General features: G+C 66.9%; 15 protein-coding genes. 10 read left to right on the top strand and 5 right to left on the bottom strand.

The window, feature by feature from the left end:
* Nucleotides 1–58 precede the first annotated feature (58 nt).
* The 3 genes from K1Y73_RS10010 to K1Y73_RS10000 are packed head-to-tail and all read left to right on the top strand — an operon-like array spanning nucleotide 59 to nucleotide 3023.
* On the top strand, nucleotides 59–1129 hold the full coding sequence (locus K1Y73_RS10010; protein WP_225028153.1) for a C4-dicarboxylate TRAP transporter substrate-binding protein: 1071 nt from the start codon (nucleotides 59–61) through the stop codon (nucleotides 1127–1129).
* A gap of 19 nt (nucleotides 1130–1148) precedes the next feature.
* Nucleotides 1149–1697, top strand: a complete 549-nt coding sequence (locus tag K1Y73_RS10005; protein ID WP_225028152.1) for a TRAP transporter small permease subunit — start codon at nucleotides 1149–1151, stop codon at nucleotides 1695–1697.
* A 3-nt stretch (nucleotides 1698–1700) separates the two neighbouring features.
* Entirely contained in the window at nucleotides 1701–3023 is a 1323-nt protein-coding gene (locus tag K1Y73_RS10000) for a TRAP transporter large permease (protein WP_225028151.1), read from the top strand.
* 105 nt (nucleotides 3024–3128) lie between these two features.
* Here the strand turns inward: K1Y73_RS10000 and K1Y73_RS09995 are convergent, their stop codons facing one another.
* Nucleotides 3129–3929: a substrate-binding periplasmic protein gene (locus tag K1Y73_RS09995; RefSeq protein WP_225028150.1), complete on the bottom strand. Its 801-nt coding sequence runs from the start codon at nucleotides 3927–3929 to the stop codon at nucleotides 3129–3131.
* 279 nt (nucleotides 3930–4208) lie between these two features.
* Between K1Y73_RS09995 and K1Y73_RS09990 the strand changes: the two genes are divergently transcribed.
* The gene (locus K1Y73_RS09990) at nucleotides 4209–4946 is read left to right on the top strand and encodes a FadR/GntR family transcriptional regulator (RefSeq protein ID WP_225028149.1); all 738 of its coding nucleotides are present in this window, start codon (nucleotides 4209–4211) and stop codon (nucleotides 4944–4946) included.
* Nucleotides 4947–4965: 19 nt separating this feature from the next.
* On the opposite strand, the gene K1Y73_RS09985 is transcribed toward K1Y73_RS09990, so the two are convergent.
* The 4 genes from K1Y73_RS09985 to K1Y73_RS09970 all read right to left on the bottom strand — a co-directional run bounded on the left by K1Y73_RS09985 (nucleotide 4966) and on the right by K1Y73_RS09970 (nucleotide 8675).
* Nucleotides 4966–5979: an MDR family oxidoreductase gene (locus K1Y73_RS09985; protein WP_225028148.1), complete on the bottom strand. Its 1014-nt coding sequence runs from the start codon at nucleotides 5977–5979 to the stop codon at nucleotides 4966–4968.
* A 107-nt stretch (nucleotides 5980–6086) separates the two neighbouring features.
* Nucleotides 6087–6890 carry an ABC transporter ATP-binding protein gene (locus tag K1Y73_RS09980; RefSeq protein WP_225028147.1) on the bottom strand — a complete coding sequence of 268 codons (804 nt, stop codon included), beginning with the start codon at nucleotides 6888–6890 and terminating at the stop codon, nucleotides 6087–6089.
* Nucleotides 6881–7891, bottom strand: coding sequence for an ABC transporter substrate-binding protein (locus tag K1Y73_RS09975; RefSeq protein ID WP_225028146.1), 1011 nt, complete (start codon nucleotides 7889–7891; stop codon nucleotides 6881–6883). Before K1Y73_RS09975 ends, K1Y73_RS09980 begins: the two co-directional genes overlap by 10 nt.
* Nucleotides 7892–7913: 22 nt before the next feature.
* Nucleotides 7914–8675, bottom strand: a complete 762-nt coding sequence (locus tag K1Y73_RS09970) for an ABC transporter permease (RefSeq protein WP_225028145.1) — start codon at nucleotides 8673–8675, stop codon at nucleotides 7914–7916.
* A 303-nt stretch (nucleotides 8676–8978) separates the two neighbouring features.
* Between K1Y73_RS09970 and K1Y73_RS09965 the strand changes: the two genes are divergently transcribed.
* The 6 genes from K1Y73_RS09965 to K1Y73_RS09940 all read left to right on the top strand — a co-directional run bounded on the left by K1Y73_RS09965 (nucleotide 8979) and on the right by K1Y73_RS09940 (nucleotide 15212).
* Entirely contained in the window at nucleotides 8979–10109 is a 1131-nt protein-coding gene (locus K1Y73_RS09965; protein WP_225028144.1) for an S-(hydroxymethyl)glutathione dehydrogenase/class III alcohol dehydrogenase, read from the top strand.
* Between the two features lie 215 nt (nucleotides 10110–10324).
* Nucleotides 10325–11158: an S-formylglutathione hydrolase gene (gene fghA / locus K1Y73_RS09960; protein WP_225028143.1), complete on the top strand. Its 834-nt coding sequence runs from the start codon at nucleotides 10325–10327 to the stop codon at nucleotides 11156–11158.
* Nucleotides 11159–11207: 49 nt separating this feature from the next.
* Complete coding sequence (locus tag K1Y73_RS09955; RefSeq protein ID WP_225028142.1) at nucleotides 11208–11624, top strand: c-type cytochrome; 417 nt, start codon at nucleotides 11208–11210, stop codon at nucleotides 11622–11624.
* 246 nt (nucleotides 11625–11870) lie between these two features.
* Nucleotides 11871–13676 (top strand): methanol/ethanol family PQQ-dependent dehydrogenase, encoded by a 1806-nt coding sequence (locus tag K1Y73_RS09950; RefSeq protein ID WP_225028141.1) that lies wholly within the window; start codon nucleotides 11871–11873, stop codon nucleotides 13674–13676.
* 215 nt (nucleotides 13677–13891) lie between these two features.
* Complete coding sequence (locus K1Y73_RS09945; RefSeq protein ID WP_225028140.1) at nucleotides 13892–14401, top strand: c-type cytochrome, methanol metabolism-related; 510 nt, start codon at nucleotides 13892–13894, stop codon at nucleotides 14399–14401.
* 1 nt (nucleotide 14402) lies between these two features.
* Entirely contained in the window at nucleotides 14403–15212 is an 810-nt protein-coding gene (locus tag K1Y73_RS09940) for a substrate-binding domain-containing protein (protein ID WP_225028139.1), read from the top strand.
* Nucleotides 15213–15252: the final 40 nt, after the last annotated feature.

Raw genomic sequence — 15252 nt, 5'->3', positions numbered from 1 at the left:
CCGCGGGCCGCGCATGGAGGAACAGGCGCCGGACCCGCGCCCCAGGGAGGACCAAGGAATGACGACCAGACGCAGCTTCATCACCGCAACCGGCGGCGCGCTTGCGCTTCCGTTCCTGGCCCGCCGCGCCCGCGCGGCCGAGGCGATCGACATCCAGATCGGGTCAAGCCATCCGACCACGAATATCTGGGCCTATGCGATGCAGAACGCCCTGCAGCCCGAAGTCGACCGGATCCTGGCCGAAAAGGGCGGCAATTACACGATCAACTGGCACGAGAATTACGGCGGCACGCTGTACAAGTTCACCGACACCCGCGCCGCGGTGCGCGACGGGATCGTCGATATCGGCATGGTGGGCACGCTTTGGGAAGGCTCGGCCATGCCCTTGCAGAACATCACCTATTACACGCCCTTCGCCAATAACGACCCGCTGGCGGTGATCGAGATCTTCGATGAACTGACGGCGACGCTGCCCGAGCTGAAAGACAGCTGGACCGCGCAGAACATGCTGCACCTGTCGTCGCTGATCACCGACAGCTACGACATCTACGCGAATTTCCCGATCAATTCGGTGGCCGATGTGGCCAACCGCCGGCTTTCGGCGCCGGGCACCTCGGCGAACTGGCTGGCCGGCACCGGCGCAACCCCGGTCGATGGCGCGCTGACCACCTATTACACCGATATCCAGACCGGGGTTTCCGAAGGCACCCTATCCTTCGCCTCGGGCATCCAGCCCACGCGCACCTATGAAGTGGCGCCGAAACTGGCGCGGGTCGGCTTCGGCTCGATGTATTTCGGCGGCATCGCCGCGAACCTGGATTTCATGGCGCGCCTTCCGGCCGAAGTGGCCGAAGCGATCATCGAGGCCGGCAAACTGACCTCGGCCGCGCATGGCGCCTATGTCACGGAACGCTCGACCCAGGCGATCACCGAAATGCAGGCGGCCGGGCTGGAGATCATCGAGTTCGACCATGCCAAGAAGGCCGAATGGGCGGCCAAGCTGCCGAACATCGTCGAGCCCTGGCTGACCGCCAATGGCGAGGCCGCGAAGACCGTACTGCATGCCTATTTCGACGCGCTGGCCGCGCGGGGCATCACGCCGGCACGCGACTGGACCCAAGGGCTTTAAGCAGCGGACCCGCAGCATCATGGCAGAATTTCCAACCGCACCGCCGCATCAGGTTCCGCCGTTCCGGCGGGGCCTGCAGCTTGTCTATGACGCCATGGCCGCCATCGGCACGGTCTGGATCTTCGCCCTGATGCTGCTGATCATGGCCGATGTGGTCGGCCGCAACTTTCTGGGCCATCCGGTCACCGGCGTGGCCGAAATCGCCGCGCGGTCGGTCGTGGCGATCGTCTTCCTGATGCTGCCGGCATCGGCCCTGCGCGGCAACATGATCCGTGCCGACTTTCTGGTCAGCCGGATCCGCCAGGTCGCCCCCGGGCTTGTGCGGCTCTTGGACACGCTGTTCGCGCTGGTGGGCGTGGCGATCTTTTTCGCCATCGCCTGGTCGGCCTGGCCCGACACGGCCGAGGCCTGGCATCGGGGTGAATTCTTCGGCGTGCAGGGCGTCTGGACCCTGCCGACGCTGCCCTTCCGCCTGATCATCGTGATCAGCGGCATCGCGACGGGCTTTGGCCTTTTGGTCGCGCTGATCCAGCCCGCAACCGGGCCCGACGAGATGGTGGAGATCTAGGCGATGAGCAGCGTTACCATCGGCCTTCTGCTGATCGGCCTTCTGCTGGTGCTGATCCTTCTGGGCATGCGCATCGCCGTTGCCCTGATCAGCGTGGCCTTCCTGGGCGTCTGGCTTCTGCGCGGCAACATGGCCATGGCGCTGAAGCTGATGTCGATTGCCAGCTACAATGGCGTCGCCAATTACCTGTTCGCCACCATCCCGCTGTTCGTGCTGATGGGGCAGCTGGTGTCGATTTCCAATGTCGGGCGCGACACGTTCGATGTGGCCGATGCGCTGCTGCACCGGGTGCTGGGCGGCCTGGGCATCGCCACGGTCGCGGCCAATACCATCTTCGCCGCCGTGACCGGCGTGTCGATCGCCTCGGCCGCGGTCTTCACCCGCGTCGCCGTGCCCGAGATGATGCGCCACGGCTACCGCCCGTCTTTCGCCACCGGCACGGTTGCGGGCAGTTCGGTGCTGGGCATGTTGATCCCGCCCTCGCTTTTGCTGATCATCTACGGTGTCCTGGCCGAGGTTTCGATCGGCAAGATGTTCATGGCCGGTCTGGTGCCCGGGCTGATCCTGGCGCTGTCCTTCGCGCTGATGATCGTGCTGGCGGCCTGGCTGGCGCCGGGACTGGTCTTCGACGCGGCGAAGCTGCGCGAAAAGCATGCGGCGCAATCCATGGCGCCGCGGCTGGGCGCGCGCGGGCTGATCGCGAAGGGCCTGCCGATCGTGGTGCTGGTGGGCGCGGTGATCGGCGGGCTCTACAGCGGCTTCTTCACCCCGACCGAGGCCGGCGGCGTCGGCGCCTTTGCCGCCTTGGTCGTGGCGCTTCTGCGCCGCAGCCTGGGGCAGGGGCGGCTGTGGAAGGTGCTGACCGAAACCGGGGCGGTGTCAGTCTCGATCCTGATCCTGCTGGTCGCGGCGGGGTTTTATGGCCAGATGCTGGCGGTGGCGGGCGTGCCTTCGGCGATCGAGGGCTTCGTGCGCGAGATCGGCCTGGGGCCGACCGGCTTTCTGCTGGTCTATCTGCTGCTGGTGCTGCTTTTGGGCATGATCCTGGACAGCAGCTCGATCCTGTTGATCGTGGTGCCGATTGCCGCGCCCATCGCGCAAAGCCTGGGCTTCGATCTGGTGCATTTCGGCATCCTGACCGTGATCGCGGTCGAGGTGGGCCTTCTGACCCCGCCCTTCGGGATTTCGGTCTTCACCATCCACGCCGCTTTGGGCGACCGTCGCGTCTCGCTGGAATCGATCTTCGCCGGGGCGCTTCCGTTCATCGGCGTGATGCTGGCGGTGCTGGCGCTTCTGGCGGCCGTGCCGGCGCTGGTGGTCTATTGAGACGGGTCTGCGCCGCCCTTTAAAGAGCGGCGGCGCAGCTTTCGCGCAGGATCTGCCGCGGCGTCGGGGCAATGCGCCTGGCACGTTGCCTGCCGTGCCGCCCGCCTATCTGCCCGCCGCGTCGCATGCGGCATCGCCGGGCAGCAGCGGGACGCCCACATAGGCCTTGCGGATCGCGGTATAGCTGCAATCGGCCAGCATCTCTTGCAGCGCCGCATTGACCTGCGCCGCCAGCGGCGCCGCATCGGGGCGCAGCGCCCAGGCCATGCCCGGATCCGCCCCGATCCCCTCGGCATCACCATCGCCCACCAGCTTCCAGCCCGCGCCCTGCGGCGTGTCGATCAGATGCAGCGCCGCGGTGATCCGGGGCAGGGCCAGCATTGCCACCCGTCCGGCCTGAAGATCCTGCACCGCGGTTTCGACGGAATCGTAATAGACATAGGACAGCACCGTCCCGAACCTGTCCTCGACCTGCTGCCCGGTGGAATCGCCGCGCAACAGCCCGATCCGCAGCCCCTTGCCGACAAGGGTCTGCGGCACGATCGGCGCATTGCAATGCTGCGGCACGACGAAATTCACCGGGTTCCTCAGGATCGGATCGGTGAAAAGCAGCGTCTTGCGGCGCTCTTCCGTCGGCGCAAGGTTGGCGACCACCATCGCGATCTCGCCCGCCTTCAGCGCGGGAACCAGCTCCATGAAATCCATCACGACAAAGCCGCAATCGGCGCCGATCCGGGCGCAGATCGCGCGGGCCAGATCGGGTTCGAAACCGCCGGGCCCGCCATCGGCGGCCAGCATCGACAAAGGCGGGTTGACCCCTTCGCTGCCCAGCAGCAGCCGCTCGGCCCATGCCGCCGCAGGCAGCCCCAGCCCAAGCACACAGGCGCAGATCCGAAGCGGCCGCATTGCCGATCCGATGCGCGATATCCGGCGTGGCATCCCGTCCATCCCCATCCCAGCGCCCGACCCCACAGCCGGAAGCCCGGCACCGGCGCTGACGATTCAGTTTCGCCCAAACATGCATGGACTGTACAGCTTTGATGCAGCACCCAGCCGCAAAGACCCCGCATCTGCGCCCGGTTTTCGGGCAGGTCCGGCCGGGCGCGCGCCCCGGCCCGGATTGGCATATTTCAATACCGGATCATCTGCGCTAGGCTGCGCGTCAGGCATCACAGGCAGGGGCATATGGCCGAGATCGACCGCAATCAGGGTCTGGCGCGGCAGATCGCCGAGCGGCTGCAGGAAGACATCATCGCCGGACGGCTGGGCGCGGCCGAGCGCCTGCCCACCGAGGCCGATCTGTCACAGCGGTTCGGGGTGTCGCAGCCCACGGTGCGCGAGGCGATGAAGATCCTGGCCGCGAAAAAGCTGATCCGGTCGAAACGCGGGCCCAAGGGCGGGGTCTTCGTCAGCCCGCCTTCGCTGGATGTCGCGGCGCAGATGCTGCAGGAAGTGACGACCTGGCTGGTCTCGCTGGGCGCCGTCGGCCTGCCCGAGATCGTCGAGACCCGCCGCAGCCTGGGCCGGCTGTGCATCGAAGCCGCCTGCGCCCATGCCGGACGCGAGGATCACCAGCGGATCGAGACCGCGCTGCTGGCGCTGGATCACGCCGAGATCTCGGATCAGGATTTCTGCCGGCTGGAGGTGGAATTCCATCAGGCGGTGGCGGCGGCCAGCCCGAATGCGCTGCTGCGGCTGGTGATGCAGATGGTCAACCAGTCGCTGATCCCGGCCGCCAACATGATCTCGTTCCGCTTCCGCCAGCGCGACCGGGTGGTGGCGCTGCAGCGGCAGATCTTCGCCGCACTTCTGGCCCGGGATGCGCCCCAGGCCTGTGCCGCCTTCGACGCGCTGATCGACTATCAAAGCAGCGTCTACGATCTGGCGCTGGAGGCCCGCGGCGCGCAGGACGCCGGGGGCTGAAGCCGCCCGAACCGCGGGCTTAGCCGATCTCGATCACATAGCGGCCGCGCGTCTCGCCCTTGACGATGGCCTGGGCCAGCGCGGGCAGTTCGGCCAGAGGAGCGGTGGTCGTAAGCTGGGCCAGCTTGGCGCGGTCAAGATGGGCGTCAAGGTAAGCCCAGGCGCGGTCACGCTTTTTCTGCGGCGCCATGACCGAATCCACCCCCAGAAGCGCCACGCTGCGCAGGATATGCGGCATGACCGAGGCCGGCAGATCCGCCCCGCCCGCCAGGCCGCAGGCCGCGACGGCGCCGCCATAGACGGTCTGGGCCAGCACATTGGCCAGCGTGTGGCTGCCCACCGTATCGACCGCGCCCGACCAGCGTTCGGCCTGCAGCATCTTGCCCGGCTCGGCCAGTGCCGAGCGGGCGACGAAACCCGAAGCCCCAAGGCCGGACAGGAAATCATGCTGGCTTTCGCGCCCGGTGGCCGCGACTACGGTAAAGCCGCGCTTGGCCAGCAGCGCGATCGCCACCGTGCCGACCCCGCCCGCGGCGCCCGTCACCAGAACCTCGCCCTGGCCCGGGGCCATGGCGCCCCAATCCTCCAGCGCCAGGGCGCAGAGCGCGGCGGTATAGCCGGCCGTGCCGATCGCCATCGCCTCGGCCGGCGAGAAGCCTTCGGGCAGGCGGGTCAGATGGGCGGATTTCAGGCTTTGATAGCGGCTGTAGCCGCCCCATTCGGTTTCCGACAGGCCCCAGCCGTTCACGATCACCCGGTCACCCGGCTGCCATTGCGGCACCTTCGACTCGACCACCGTCCCGGCTAGGTCGATCCCGGCCACCATCGGCAGGCGGCGCGCGATCCGGCCCTTGCCGCTGACCGCCAGCCCGTCCTTGTAGTTCAGGCTGGAATGGCTGATCTCGACCAAAACGTCATTCGCGGGCAGGTCGGCCCGGGTCAGCCGTTCAAAACCGGCGCGCGGCTTGCCTTCGACATCGCGGATCACCAGGGCCTCGAAATCGGCAGTCGGCGGGGTGGGGGCGGCGCTCATGCTTCGGCTCCATCTGCAGCAAGGGGCCGCTCCGGGGGCGGGCGGCTATTTCCATATTGAAATATGGAATCAAGCGCAGACGCAACAGAAAACTGCCTGGCGGCGGGTCAGCTGCGCAGGTCGGCCGCGGCGCGGTGGAAATCGGACTGCGGATCGTTCAGCACCGCATCGCGCAGCTGCGCCCAAAGCCGGGCCCGCAGATCGGCATAGGCCGGATGGCTGCGCGGGTCTTCCCGCCAGCGCGGCGCGGCGAAGGGCAGCTCGACCCGGGCCAGAATCCGCCCCGGCCGCGGCGACAGCAGCACGATCCGGTCGGCCAGAACCAGCGCCTCATCGACGCTATGGGTGACGAAGACGACGCCCGGCCCGCCCTGCGCGCCGGTCAGGCGCAGAAGTTCCATCTGCATCAACTCGCGCGCCTGCGCATCCAGCGCGGCGAAGGGTTCGTCCATCAGCAGGAAATCCGGCCGCGGCGCCAGGGCGCGGGCCAGGGCGACCCGCTGTTTCATCCCCCCCGACAGCTGGGCGGGCAAGGCATCGGCCACCCGCGCCAGCCCGACCAGCGCCAGAACCTCGGCCACCCGCTGGGCCACCGCCGCGGGCGCCAGATCCGGCAGCGCGAAGGCCACGTTCTGCGCCACCGTCTTCCAGGGCAGCAGCCGGTAGGACTGGAACACCATCGCCGTGCCCTGACCCGGCCGGGGCGGCGCGCCATTCAGCGTGACCTGCCCCGCATTGGGGGCGATCAGCCCGGCCATCAGCCGCAGAAGGCTGGTCTTGCCACAGCCCGAGGGCCCCAGCAGAACCAGCACCTCGCCCTTGGCGACGCCCAGGTCGATCCCCTCGACCACCGGCCGGCCGCCAAACCGCAGCCCGACCTGGCGCAGCCCCAGTTCCGGCTTCAGTTCCAAGCCATGTCGCCCTTGTCCGACACGCCCAGCTTTTCGATCACCGCGCGCAGCGGCGCGAATTCGGCGAAACTGGCCAGCGGCGCCCGGTCGACCCCGGCGAAATCCTCGCTTTCATGCAGCCAGTCCTGAGCCGCCGTCAGTTCGCCCTCGCTGATCCCGCCATTCACCGTCCAGGACCCGGCAAAGGCCTTGGCCAGCATCTGCAGATCCTCGGGCGCCACGTCGGGCCGCGCCTTTTCCATCGCCGCCACCCAGCGCTGCGGATCGGCCTGGAAATCGCGCGCCGCCAGCACCAGCGCCTCGATCACCGCCTGCACTTCGGGACCGCGCGCCGCCAGCGTTTCCGCGGTGACGACGTTCAGCTTCGACAGAACCGGCGCGGCGCGGTAAAAATCGTCGGGCGTCACCAGAACCGAGACATCCGCCGCATCGTCAACCGCGGTGAACGTGCCGATCCCCATCGTGGTTGCGTCGATCTGCCCGGCCAGCAGCGCCTGCGCCCGCGCCTGCGGCTGCCCCAGCGCCACCAGTTCCAGCGAGGCCACATCGACGCCCGCCGCCTCAAGGACCCGCATCGACAGCAGATGGTCGACACTGCCGACCCGGCCGATGCCAAAACGCTTGCCCGACAAGGCGCCCAGATCGGCCACGCCCTTGCCGGCGATCAGATAGGGCAGGGCCTTGTTCGGCGACATCACACCGCGCAGATCGGTCGCGCCCGAGCCCACGGCCTGCAGCAGCGCCTCAAGCGAGACATTGGCCATCTCGCCCTCACCCGCGCGCAGGGCGGCCATGACCATGGGCGACTGCTCGACCCGGACGAATTCCACATCCACCCCGGCGCGGTCGAAATAGCCCTCTTGTTTGGCCAGTTCCATCACCGAATTGGGCACCAGCGGCGTCTCGGCATCCGAGACGATCAGCCGGAACGGCTCGGCCGCAAGCGGCGCGGCGAAGGCACCGGCGATACAGGCCGCAACGGCCATGGCAATCTTACGCATCATGGTCTTCCTCTCCCCTGGATCAGGCTTCGCGCCAGCGCAGAAGCCGCTTCTCGATCAGTCGCAAGGCTTCGGTCACGGCGGCGCCGATCAGCGCCAGAACCACGACGACAGCCAGATATTCCGCCATGCGGAACCGCGAGCCGTACACGGCCAGCAGCCCGCCCAGGCCGCTGATCGCGGTGTACAATTCCGCCACCACCGTATTGATCAGCCCGATCGTGGCGCCGATGCGGATGCCGGTCATCAGATAGGGCAGGGCGCCCGGCAGCACGACATGGCGCAGGATCCGCGGGCGCGAGGCGCCGGTGGCGCGCGCCATCTCGACCAGTTCGGGGTCGGCCGCGCGCACCCCGGCATAGGCGTTCAGGATCACCGGCATCACCGCGCCCAGAAACACGATCAGCAGCTTGGCCTGCAGCCCCAGCCCCAGCGCCACGATGATCAGGGGAATGAAGGCCACCCGCGGCGTCGCAGCCAGCGCCATGACATAGATGTCCAGCGTCCGGCCCAGCAGACGGAACGTGCCCATCGCGCAGCCAAGCGCCGCCCCCGCGACGATCGCCAGCCCGGTGCCCAGAAGGTAAACCTGCAGGCTGGCCCCCAGCGCCGGCAGCAGCCGCCCCTCGGCCACCAGCCGCCCCAGCGCCTGCGCCACCGCCAAGGGCGAGGCGAACAGCCCCGGCGGGGCAGCCCGCGCCGCCAGCGCCCAGACGATCAGCACCAGGCCCAGAAAGCCCAGCCGCAACAGCGCCGTGCCAAGGGCGGTTTCCGCGCCAGGCACAGCCGGCCCGCGGGCGCGCGGGGCATCCTCCGCCTGCGTCCGGGCTTCGCTGCGATCTGGCATCGCGGTGACAGTCCTCTCTCCCATGGGGCGAGTGTCCGGCAGGACGCGCCCGCGCGCAAGCGCGATGGCTTGACCCGGGCTCCACCCTTTGGCTGAATTGCCGCGCGGCAGCGGATCGCAGAGACTGCGCCGGCCCAACCCCTTCCCTTCGCCGCCCGCTTCGGGGCAAAGGGAACGGACCAGAAAGAAATCCGGCAGGCCGCGGCAGCGCGTCTGCCCGCTGCAGGAGAAACCCCGCCCATGCGCACCCGTGCCGCCGTCGCCGTCGCCCCCGGCAAGCCGCTTGAGATCATGGAAGTGAACCTCGAAGGCCCGAAAAAGGGCGAGGTTCTGGTCGAGATCAAGGCGACCGGCATTTGCCACACCGACGAATTCACCCTGTCGGGCGCCGATCCCGAGGGGATCTTCCCGTCGATCCTGGGCCATGAGGGCGCGGGCGTGGTGATCGAAGTGGGCGAAGGCGTGACGACGCTGAAGCCGGGCGACCATGTCATTCCGCTGTACACCCCGGAATGCCGCGAATGCCCGTCCTGCCTGTCGCGCAAGACCAACCTCTGCACCGCGATCCGCTCGACCCAGGGTCAGGGCCTGATGCCCGACGGCACCACCCGCTTCTCGATGCTGGATGGCACGCCGATCTATCACTACATGGGCTGCTCGACCTTCGCCAATCACACTGTGCTGCCGGAAATCGCGCTGGCCAAGGTGGATCCGGCCGCGCCCTTCGACAAGATCTGCTACATCGGCTGCGGCGTGACGACCGGGATCGGCGCGGTCCTGAACACCGCCAATGTGGAAATCGGCGCCAAGGCGGTGGTCTTCGGCCTGGGCGGCATCGGGCTGAACGTGATCCAGGGCCTGAAGATGGCGGGCGCCGACATGATCATCGGGGTCGATCTGAACAACGACAAGAAGGAATGGGGCGAGAAGTTCGGGATGACCCATTTCGTCAACCCGAAGGAAATCGAAGGCTCGATCGTCCAGCATATCGTGAACATGACCAAGACGCCTTTCGACCAGATCGGCGGCGCGGATTACAGCTTTGACTGCACCGGCAACGTCAAGGTGATGCGCGATGCGCTGGAATGCACCCATCGCGGCTGGGGCGTTTCGGTGGTGATCGGCGTGGCGCCGGCCGGGGCCGAGATCCAGACCCGTCCCTTCCAGCTGGTGACCGGCCGGGTGTGGAAAGGCACCGCCTTCGGCGGCGCGCGCGGCCGCACCGATGTGCCGAAGATCGTCGACTGGTACATGGACGGCAAGATCGAGATCGACTCGATGATCACCCACACGCTGAAGCTAGAAGACATCAACAAGGGCTTCGACCTGATGCATGAGGGCAAGTCGATCCGCGCCGTCGTGGTGTTCTGATCGCAGGCCGCCGGGGGTTTCACACCCCCGGACCCCCGTGGGATATTTCTGCAGAGAGGAAGGCAGGGGCCGCGGCCAACTGCCCTTCGACCGGGCCAGAATAATATCCTTCCGACCAGTCAGCCGGGCGCCATCGGGTCACAGCCCTTGGCGGCAGGGGCGGCATGCGCCCCGGCTTTCCCGCCAGACCAGACGAGGCAGCCAGAAGAGGCAGAATGAAAACCCTTTCGGAAAATGGTGCGTTCGGCGGTGTGCAGGGGGTTTATTCCCATGCCTCCGATGTCTGCGGCTGCGAAATGACCTTCGCGGTCTATCTGCCGCCCCAGGCGCGGCGGGAAAAGGTGCCGGTGCTGTGGTATCTGTCGGGCCTGACCTGCACGCATGAGAATGCGATGACCAAGGCCGGCGCGCAGAAATGGGCGGCCGAGACCGGCCTGGCGCTGATCTTCCCCGACACTTCGCCGCGCGGCGAGGGGGTGGCCAATGATCCGGCCTATGATCTGGGTCAGGGCGCGGGCTTCTATGTCAACGCCACCGAGGCGCCCTGGGCGCCGCATTTCCGCATGTGGGATTACATCGTCCACGAATTGCCGGCGCTGGTCTTCGAGAGCTTCGCGCTGGATCCGGCGCGGCAGGGCATCACCGGCCATTCCATGGGCGGCCATGGCGCGCTGACGATCGGCATGACCCTTCCCGAGACCTATCGGGCACTGTCGGCGATCTCGCCCATCGCCAATCCCTGTGCCAGCGATTGGGGCCGCAAGCAGCTGACCGCCTATCTGGGCCAGGACGAGACGAAATGGGCCGGCCATGACGCAAGCTTGCTGATGGCCGAGCGCGGCTATCCGGGCCCGGTCATGGTGGATCAGGGCGCGGCCGACCAGTTCCTGGACCTGCTGAAGCCCGAAACCCTGGTCGCGGCGGCGGCCAAGCGGCGCCAGCCCTTCCGCTTCCGCATGATCGAGGGTTGCGATCACAGCTATTTCTACGTCGCCAGCGTGATCGAGGATCACATCCGATTCCACGCCGCCCAGCTGGGCGCGGGCTAAGGCCCGGCGGCGCAGTGCCAGACCCCCAAGCAGACCTGAAGGAGGACCCATGACCGGATTTGCCCGCGGCGCCCTTGCCGCCAGCCTGATCGCGCTTGCCGCCCCGGCCCTTGCCGATGGCGATATCGCCAAGGGCGAGAAGGTGTTCAAGAAATGCCTGGCCTGCCATTCCGTCGAGGCGGGGGCCAAGGCCAAGGTCGGGCCCAATCTGCACGATGTCGTGGGCCGGCAGACCGGCACGGCGCCCGATTTCAAATATTCCGACCCGATGGCCGCCCTGGGCGCCGAGGGCCATATCTGGACGGTCGAAGAGCTGGACAAGTTCCTGACCGATCCCAAGGGCATGGTGCCGGGCACCAAGATGTCCTTCGCCGGGCTGAAGAAGCCCGAAGAGCGGGCCGATGTGATCGCCTATCTGGTCAGCCTGAACCCCGCCGGCGCCGAGGCGCCCGCCGCCACGAACTGATCTGCCGGGCAAAAGACCGGCCTTTGCCCGCAGCGCATGGCAAGCCCTGCGCTGCGGGTGTTTTTTGCGCCGCCGCAGCGGGTTGACGCGGGTCATACTTTGGTTGGAAACACCGTCCCCCGCGTTGACAGCCCGGCCTGCGGGCCGCTTCATAAGAACGGAATAAGAAGCTGCCGCCTGTCCAAGGGGAGGGAACCGCGGGCCACCGGCAGTCTCGGTCCAGCAATCGCATCAGGGAGGATGACGATGAAAAAGGGAATTCTGGGGCTGGCAGCCGGCCTCATGCTGTCTGCCGCCGTGCCGGCGATGGCGAATGAATCGCTCACCCAGGCGGCAAGCGATGCCAAGCAATGGGTGATGCAGCTGGGCAATTATGCCGGCACCCGTTATTCGGAACTGACCGGCATCACCAAAGAGAATGTCGGCAAGCTGCAGGTGGCCTGGACCTTCTCGACCGGCGTGCTGCGCGGCCATGAGGGTTCGCCCCTGGTGATCGGCGACGTGATGTATGTTCACACGCCCTTCCCGAACAATGTCTATGCGCTGGATCTGAATGCCGACGGCAAGATCCTGTGGCGCTACCACCCCGAGCAGAACCCCGATGTGATCGGCGTCATGTGCTGCGATACGGTCAATCGCGGGCTGGCCTTTGCCGATGGCATGATCTTCCTGTCGCAGGCCGACACCACGCTGGTGGCGCTGGATGCCAAGACCGGCGCGGTGAAATGGTCGGTGCAGAATGGCGATCCGGCCAAGGGCGAAACCTCGACCGCGACGCCGCTTGTGGTGAAGGACAAGGTGTTCGTCGGGATCTCGGGCGGCGAATATGGCGTGCGCGGCCATATGACCGCCTATAACATCAAGGATGGCAGCCTGGCCTGGCGCGCCTATTCCACCGGCCCGGATGCCGAAATGCTGGTCGACCCGGAAAAGACCATGGTTCTGGGCAAGCCGATCGGCGCGGATTCGTCGCTGAAATCCTGGGAAGGCGACCAGTGGCAGATCGGCGGCGGCACCACCTGGGGCTGGACGACCTACGACCCCGAGCTGAACCTGATCTATTACGGCACCGGCAACCCCTCGACCTGGAACCCCAGCCAGCGGCCGGGCGACAACAAATGGTCGATGACGATCATGGCGCGCGATGCCGATACCGGCATGGCGAAATGGTTCTACCAGAAGACCCCGCATGACGAATGGGACTTTGACGGGGTGAACGAGAATATCCTGGTCGACAAGGAAATCGACGGGACGATGCGCAAGCTGCTGGTCAACTTCGACCGCAACGGCTTTGGCTATACGCTTGACCGCGAAACGGGCGAGCTGCTGGTGGCCGAGAAATACGACCCGGCGGTGAACTGGGCGACCGAAGTCGTGATGGACCCGAATTCCGACCAATACGGCCGTCCGCAGGTTGTGGCCGAATATTCCACCGAACAGAACGGCGAGGATGTGAACTCGACCGGGATCTGCCCGGCGGCGCTTGGCTCGAAAGACCAGCAGCCCGCGACCTATTCGCCGGAAACCGGCCTGTTCTACGTGCCGACCAACCATGTCTGCATGGATTACGAACCCTTCCGCGTCAGCTATACCGCCGGTCAGCCCTATGTCGGCGCGACGCTGTCGATGTTCCCGGCGCCGGACAGCCATGGCGGCATGGGCAATTTCATCGCCTGGGACGCCACCAAGGGTGAAATCGTCTGGTCGCTGCCCGAGCAGTTCTCGGTCTGGTCGGGCGCCATGGCCACCGCGGGCGGCGTGGTGTTCTACGGCACGCTGGAAGGCTATCTGAAGGCGGTCGATGCCGAGACGGGCAAGGAGCTGTACAAGTTCAAGACCCCGTCGGGCATCATCGGCAATGTCTTCACCTATGAACATGGCGGCAAGCAATATGTCGGCGTTCTGTCGGGTGTCGGCGGCTGGGCGGGCATTGGTCTGGCCGCGGGTCTGACCAACTCGAATGACGGTCTGGGCGCCGTGGGCGGCTATGCGGCCCTGTCCGACTATACCGCGCTTGGCGGCCAGCTGACGATCTTCGCCCTGCCGGACTAAGCCCGGCCCGACGAAACCCGGCCGACAGGCCCATGCGATGGCGCCGTCCCTTCGGGGGCGGCGTTTTCCTGTGCGTGTTCCTGTACGGGCGCACGCGCCCCCGCGGCGAACCCCGCCGGAACCCGCCGGAACGCCCCACGCCAGACTAAAGTTTGAATTGCCGCAGCGGCCCTTCAGACTAGGCTTGCCCCATACTCTTTGGGAGGAGAGACCCCATGATCAAAGCCGCGCCGCTCGTGGCCGTTGCCCTGCTCTGTGCCACTGCCGCCCGTGCCGAAGACCCGCCGGATGTCGCGCCCGCCAGCAATGACGGCGTCCGCTGGTTCAATGCCGAAGAGGTCCCGACCTTCAAGATCGAAGAGGACGGCACGGTCGACTGGAACACCTTCTCGGGCTTCCGCCGCTATCACGCCGAATGCCATGTCTGCCACGGGCCCGATGGCGAAGGCTCGACCTATGCGCCGGCGCTGAAGGATTCGGCGATGCGGATGGATTATTACGATTTCGTCGGCGTGGTCGCCGCCGGCCGGCAAAAGGTGGGCGCGGCCGAGAACCAGGTGATGCCGGCCTTCGGGATCAATCCCAATGTCATGTGCTATCTGGACGATATCTACACCTATCTGCGCGCCCGCGGCAGCGATGCCATTCCGCGCGGCCGCCCGGCCAAGAAAGAGGCCAAGACCGAAGCCTATAGCGCGGCCGAAGCCGCCTGCATGGAGGGCTGAGATGCGCGGGCTTCTGGTCGCGGCGCTGGTCGCTGCGGCCGCCCCGGCGGCGGCGCAGGTGGCCGATCTGGTGGACCGCACCGCCTTTCGGGTCTGCGCCGATCCGGCCAATCTGCCGCTGTCGGCCGAGGATGGCAGCGGCTTCGAGAACCGCATCGCCGACTTGTTCGCGGCCAAGCTTGAGGTGCCGCTGCACTATACCTGGTTTCCCCAGGTGATGGGCTTCGTGCGCAAGACCCTGTCGGCCGGGAAATGCGACGTGGTGATCGGCTTTGCCCAGGGCGATGAGTTGGTGCTGAACACCAACCATTACTACACCTCGACCCATGTGCTGGTGGTGCGGGCCGACAGCGATCTGGCCGGGGTGGACCATCTGTCCGATCCCGCGCTGCAGGGCCACAGGCTGGGGGTCGTGGCGGGGGCACCGCCCGCAACCCATGTGGCGCGGCTGGGGCTGATGAAACTGGCCAAACCCTATGATCTGATGACCGACCGCCGGGTCGAGGATCCGGCCGGGGCGATGCTGCGCGATGTCGAGGCGGGGGTGACGGATGGCGCGCTGATGTGGGGGCCGATCGCCGGGCCGCTGGTCAAGGCGCATCCCGATCTGAAGCTGATCCCGCTGTTGAAGGAAACCCAGCCACCGCGGCTGTTCTTCCGCATCACCATGGGCGTCCGCGCCGGCGAGGATGTCTGGAAGCGCGAGTTGAACAGCATGATCCGCCGCAATCAGGCCGAGATCGACGCGATCCTGCGCGACGCGGGCGTGCCCTTGGTCGATGATTACGGCACGGCGCTGAAAGCGCCTTGATCGGGCGGTAATGTCGGGCGGCAATGGGCCGGATCGTTCA

This window comes from Xinfangfangia pollutisoli, assembly GCF_020179405.1.
In the GTDB taxonomy this organism is placed as follows: Bacteria; Pseudomonadota; Alphaproteobacteria; order Rhodobacterales; family Rhodobacteraceae; genus Pseudogemmobacter; species Pseudogemmobacter pollutisoli.
This window is presented reverse-complemented; position numbering and strand designations above follow the sequence as displayed.

What these genes read in the sequence shown, in the direction of transcription:
- K1Y73_RS09940 (WP_225028139.1), top strand. Translation starts at nt 14,403, where the DNA reads ATGCGCGGGCTTCTGGTCGCGGCGCTGGTCGCTGCGGCCGCCCCGGCG.
- K1Y73_RS10010 (WP_225028153.1), top strand. Translation starts at nt 59, where the DNA reads ATGACGACCAGACGCAGCTTCATCACCGCAACCGGCGGCGCGCTTGCG.
- K1Y73_RS09995 (WP_225028150.1), bottom strand. Translation starts at nt 3,929, where the DNA reads ATGCGGCCGCTTCGGATCTGCGCCTGTGTGCTTGGGCTGGGGCTGCCT.
- K1Y73_RS10005 (WP_225028152.1), top strand. Translation starts at nt 1,149, where the DNA reads ATGGCAGAATTTCCAACCGCACCGCCGCATCAGGTTCCGCCGTTCCGG.
- K1Y73_RS09965 (WP_225028144.1), top strand. Translation starts at nt 8,979, where the DNA reads ATGCGCACCCGTGCCGCCGTCGCCGTCGCCCCCGGCAAGCCGCTTGAG.
- fghA (WP_225028143.1), top strand. Translation starts at nt 10,325, where the DNA reads ATGAAAACCCTTTCGGAAAATGGTGCGTTCGGCGGTGTGCAGGGGGTT.
- K1Y73_RS09950 (WP_225028141.1), top strand. Translation starts at nt 11,871, where the DNA reads ATGAAAAAGGGAATTCTGGGGCTGGCAGCCGGCCTCATGCTGTCTGCC.
- K1Y73_RS09945 (WP_225028140.1), top strand. Translation starts at nt 13,892, where the DNA reads ATGATCAAAGCCGCGCCGCTCGTGGCCGTTGCCCTGCTCTGTGCCACT.
- K1Y73_RS09990 (WP_225028149.1), top strand. Translation starts at nt 4,209, where the DNA reads ATGGCCGAGATCGACCGCAATCAGGGTCTGGCGCGGCAGATCGCCGAG.
- K1Y73_RS09955 (WP_225028142.1), top strand. Translation starts at nt 11,208, where the DNA reads ATGACCGGATTTGCCCGCGGCGCCCTTGCCGCCAGCCTGATCGCGCTT.
- K1Y73_RS10000 (WP_225028151.1), top strand. Translation starts at nt 1,701, where the DNA reads ATGAGCAGCGTTACCATCGGCCTTCTGCTGATCGGCCTTCTGCTGGTG.
- K1Y73_RS09975 (WP_225028146.1), bottom strand. Translation starts at nt 7,891, where the DNA reads ATGCGTAAGATTGCCATGGCCGTTGCGGCCTGTATCGCCGGTGCCTTC.
- K1Y73_RS09985 (WP_225028148.1), bottom strand. Translation starts at nt 5,979, where the DNA reads ATGAGCGCCGCCCCCACCCCGCCGACTGCCGATTTCGAGGCCCTGGTG.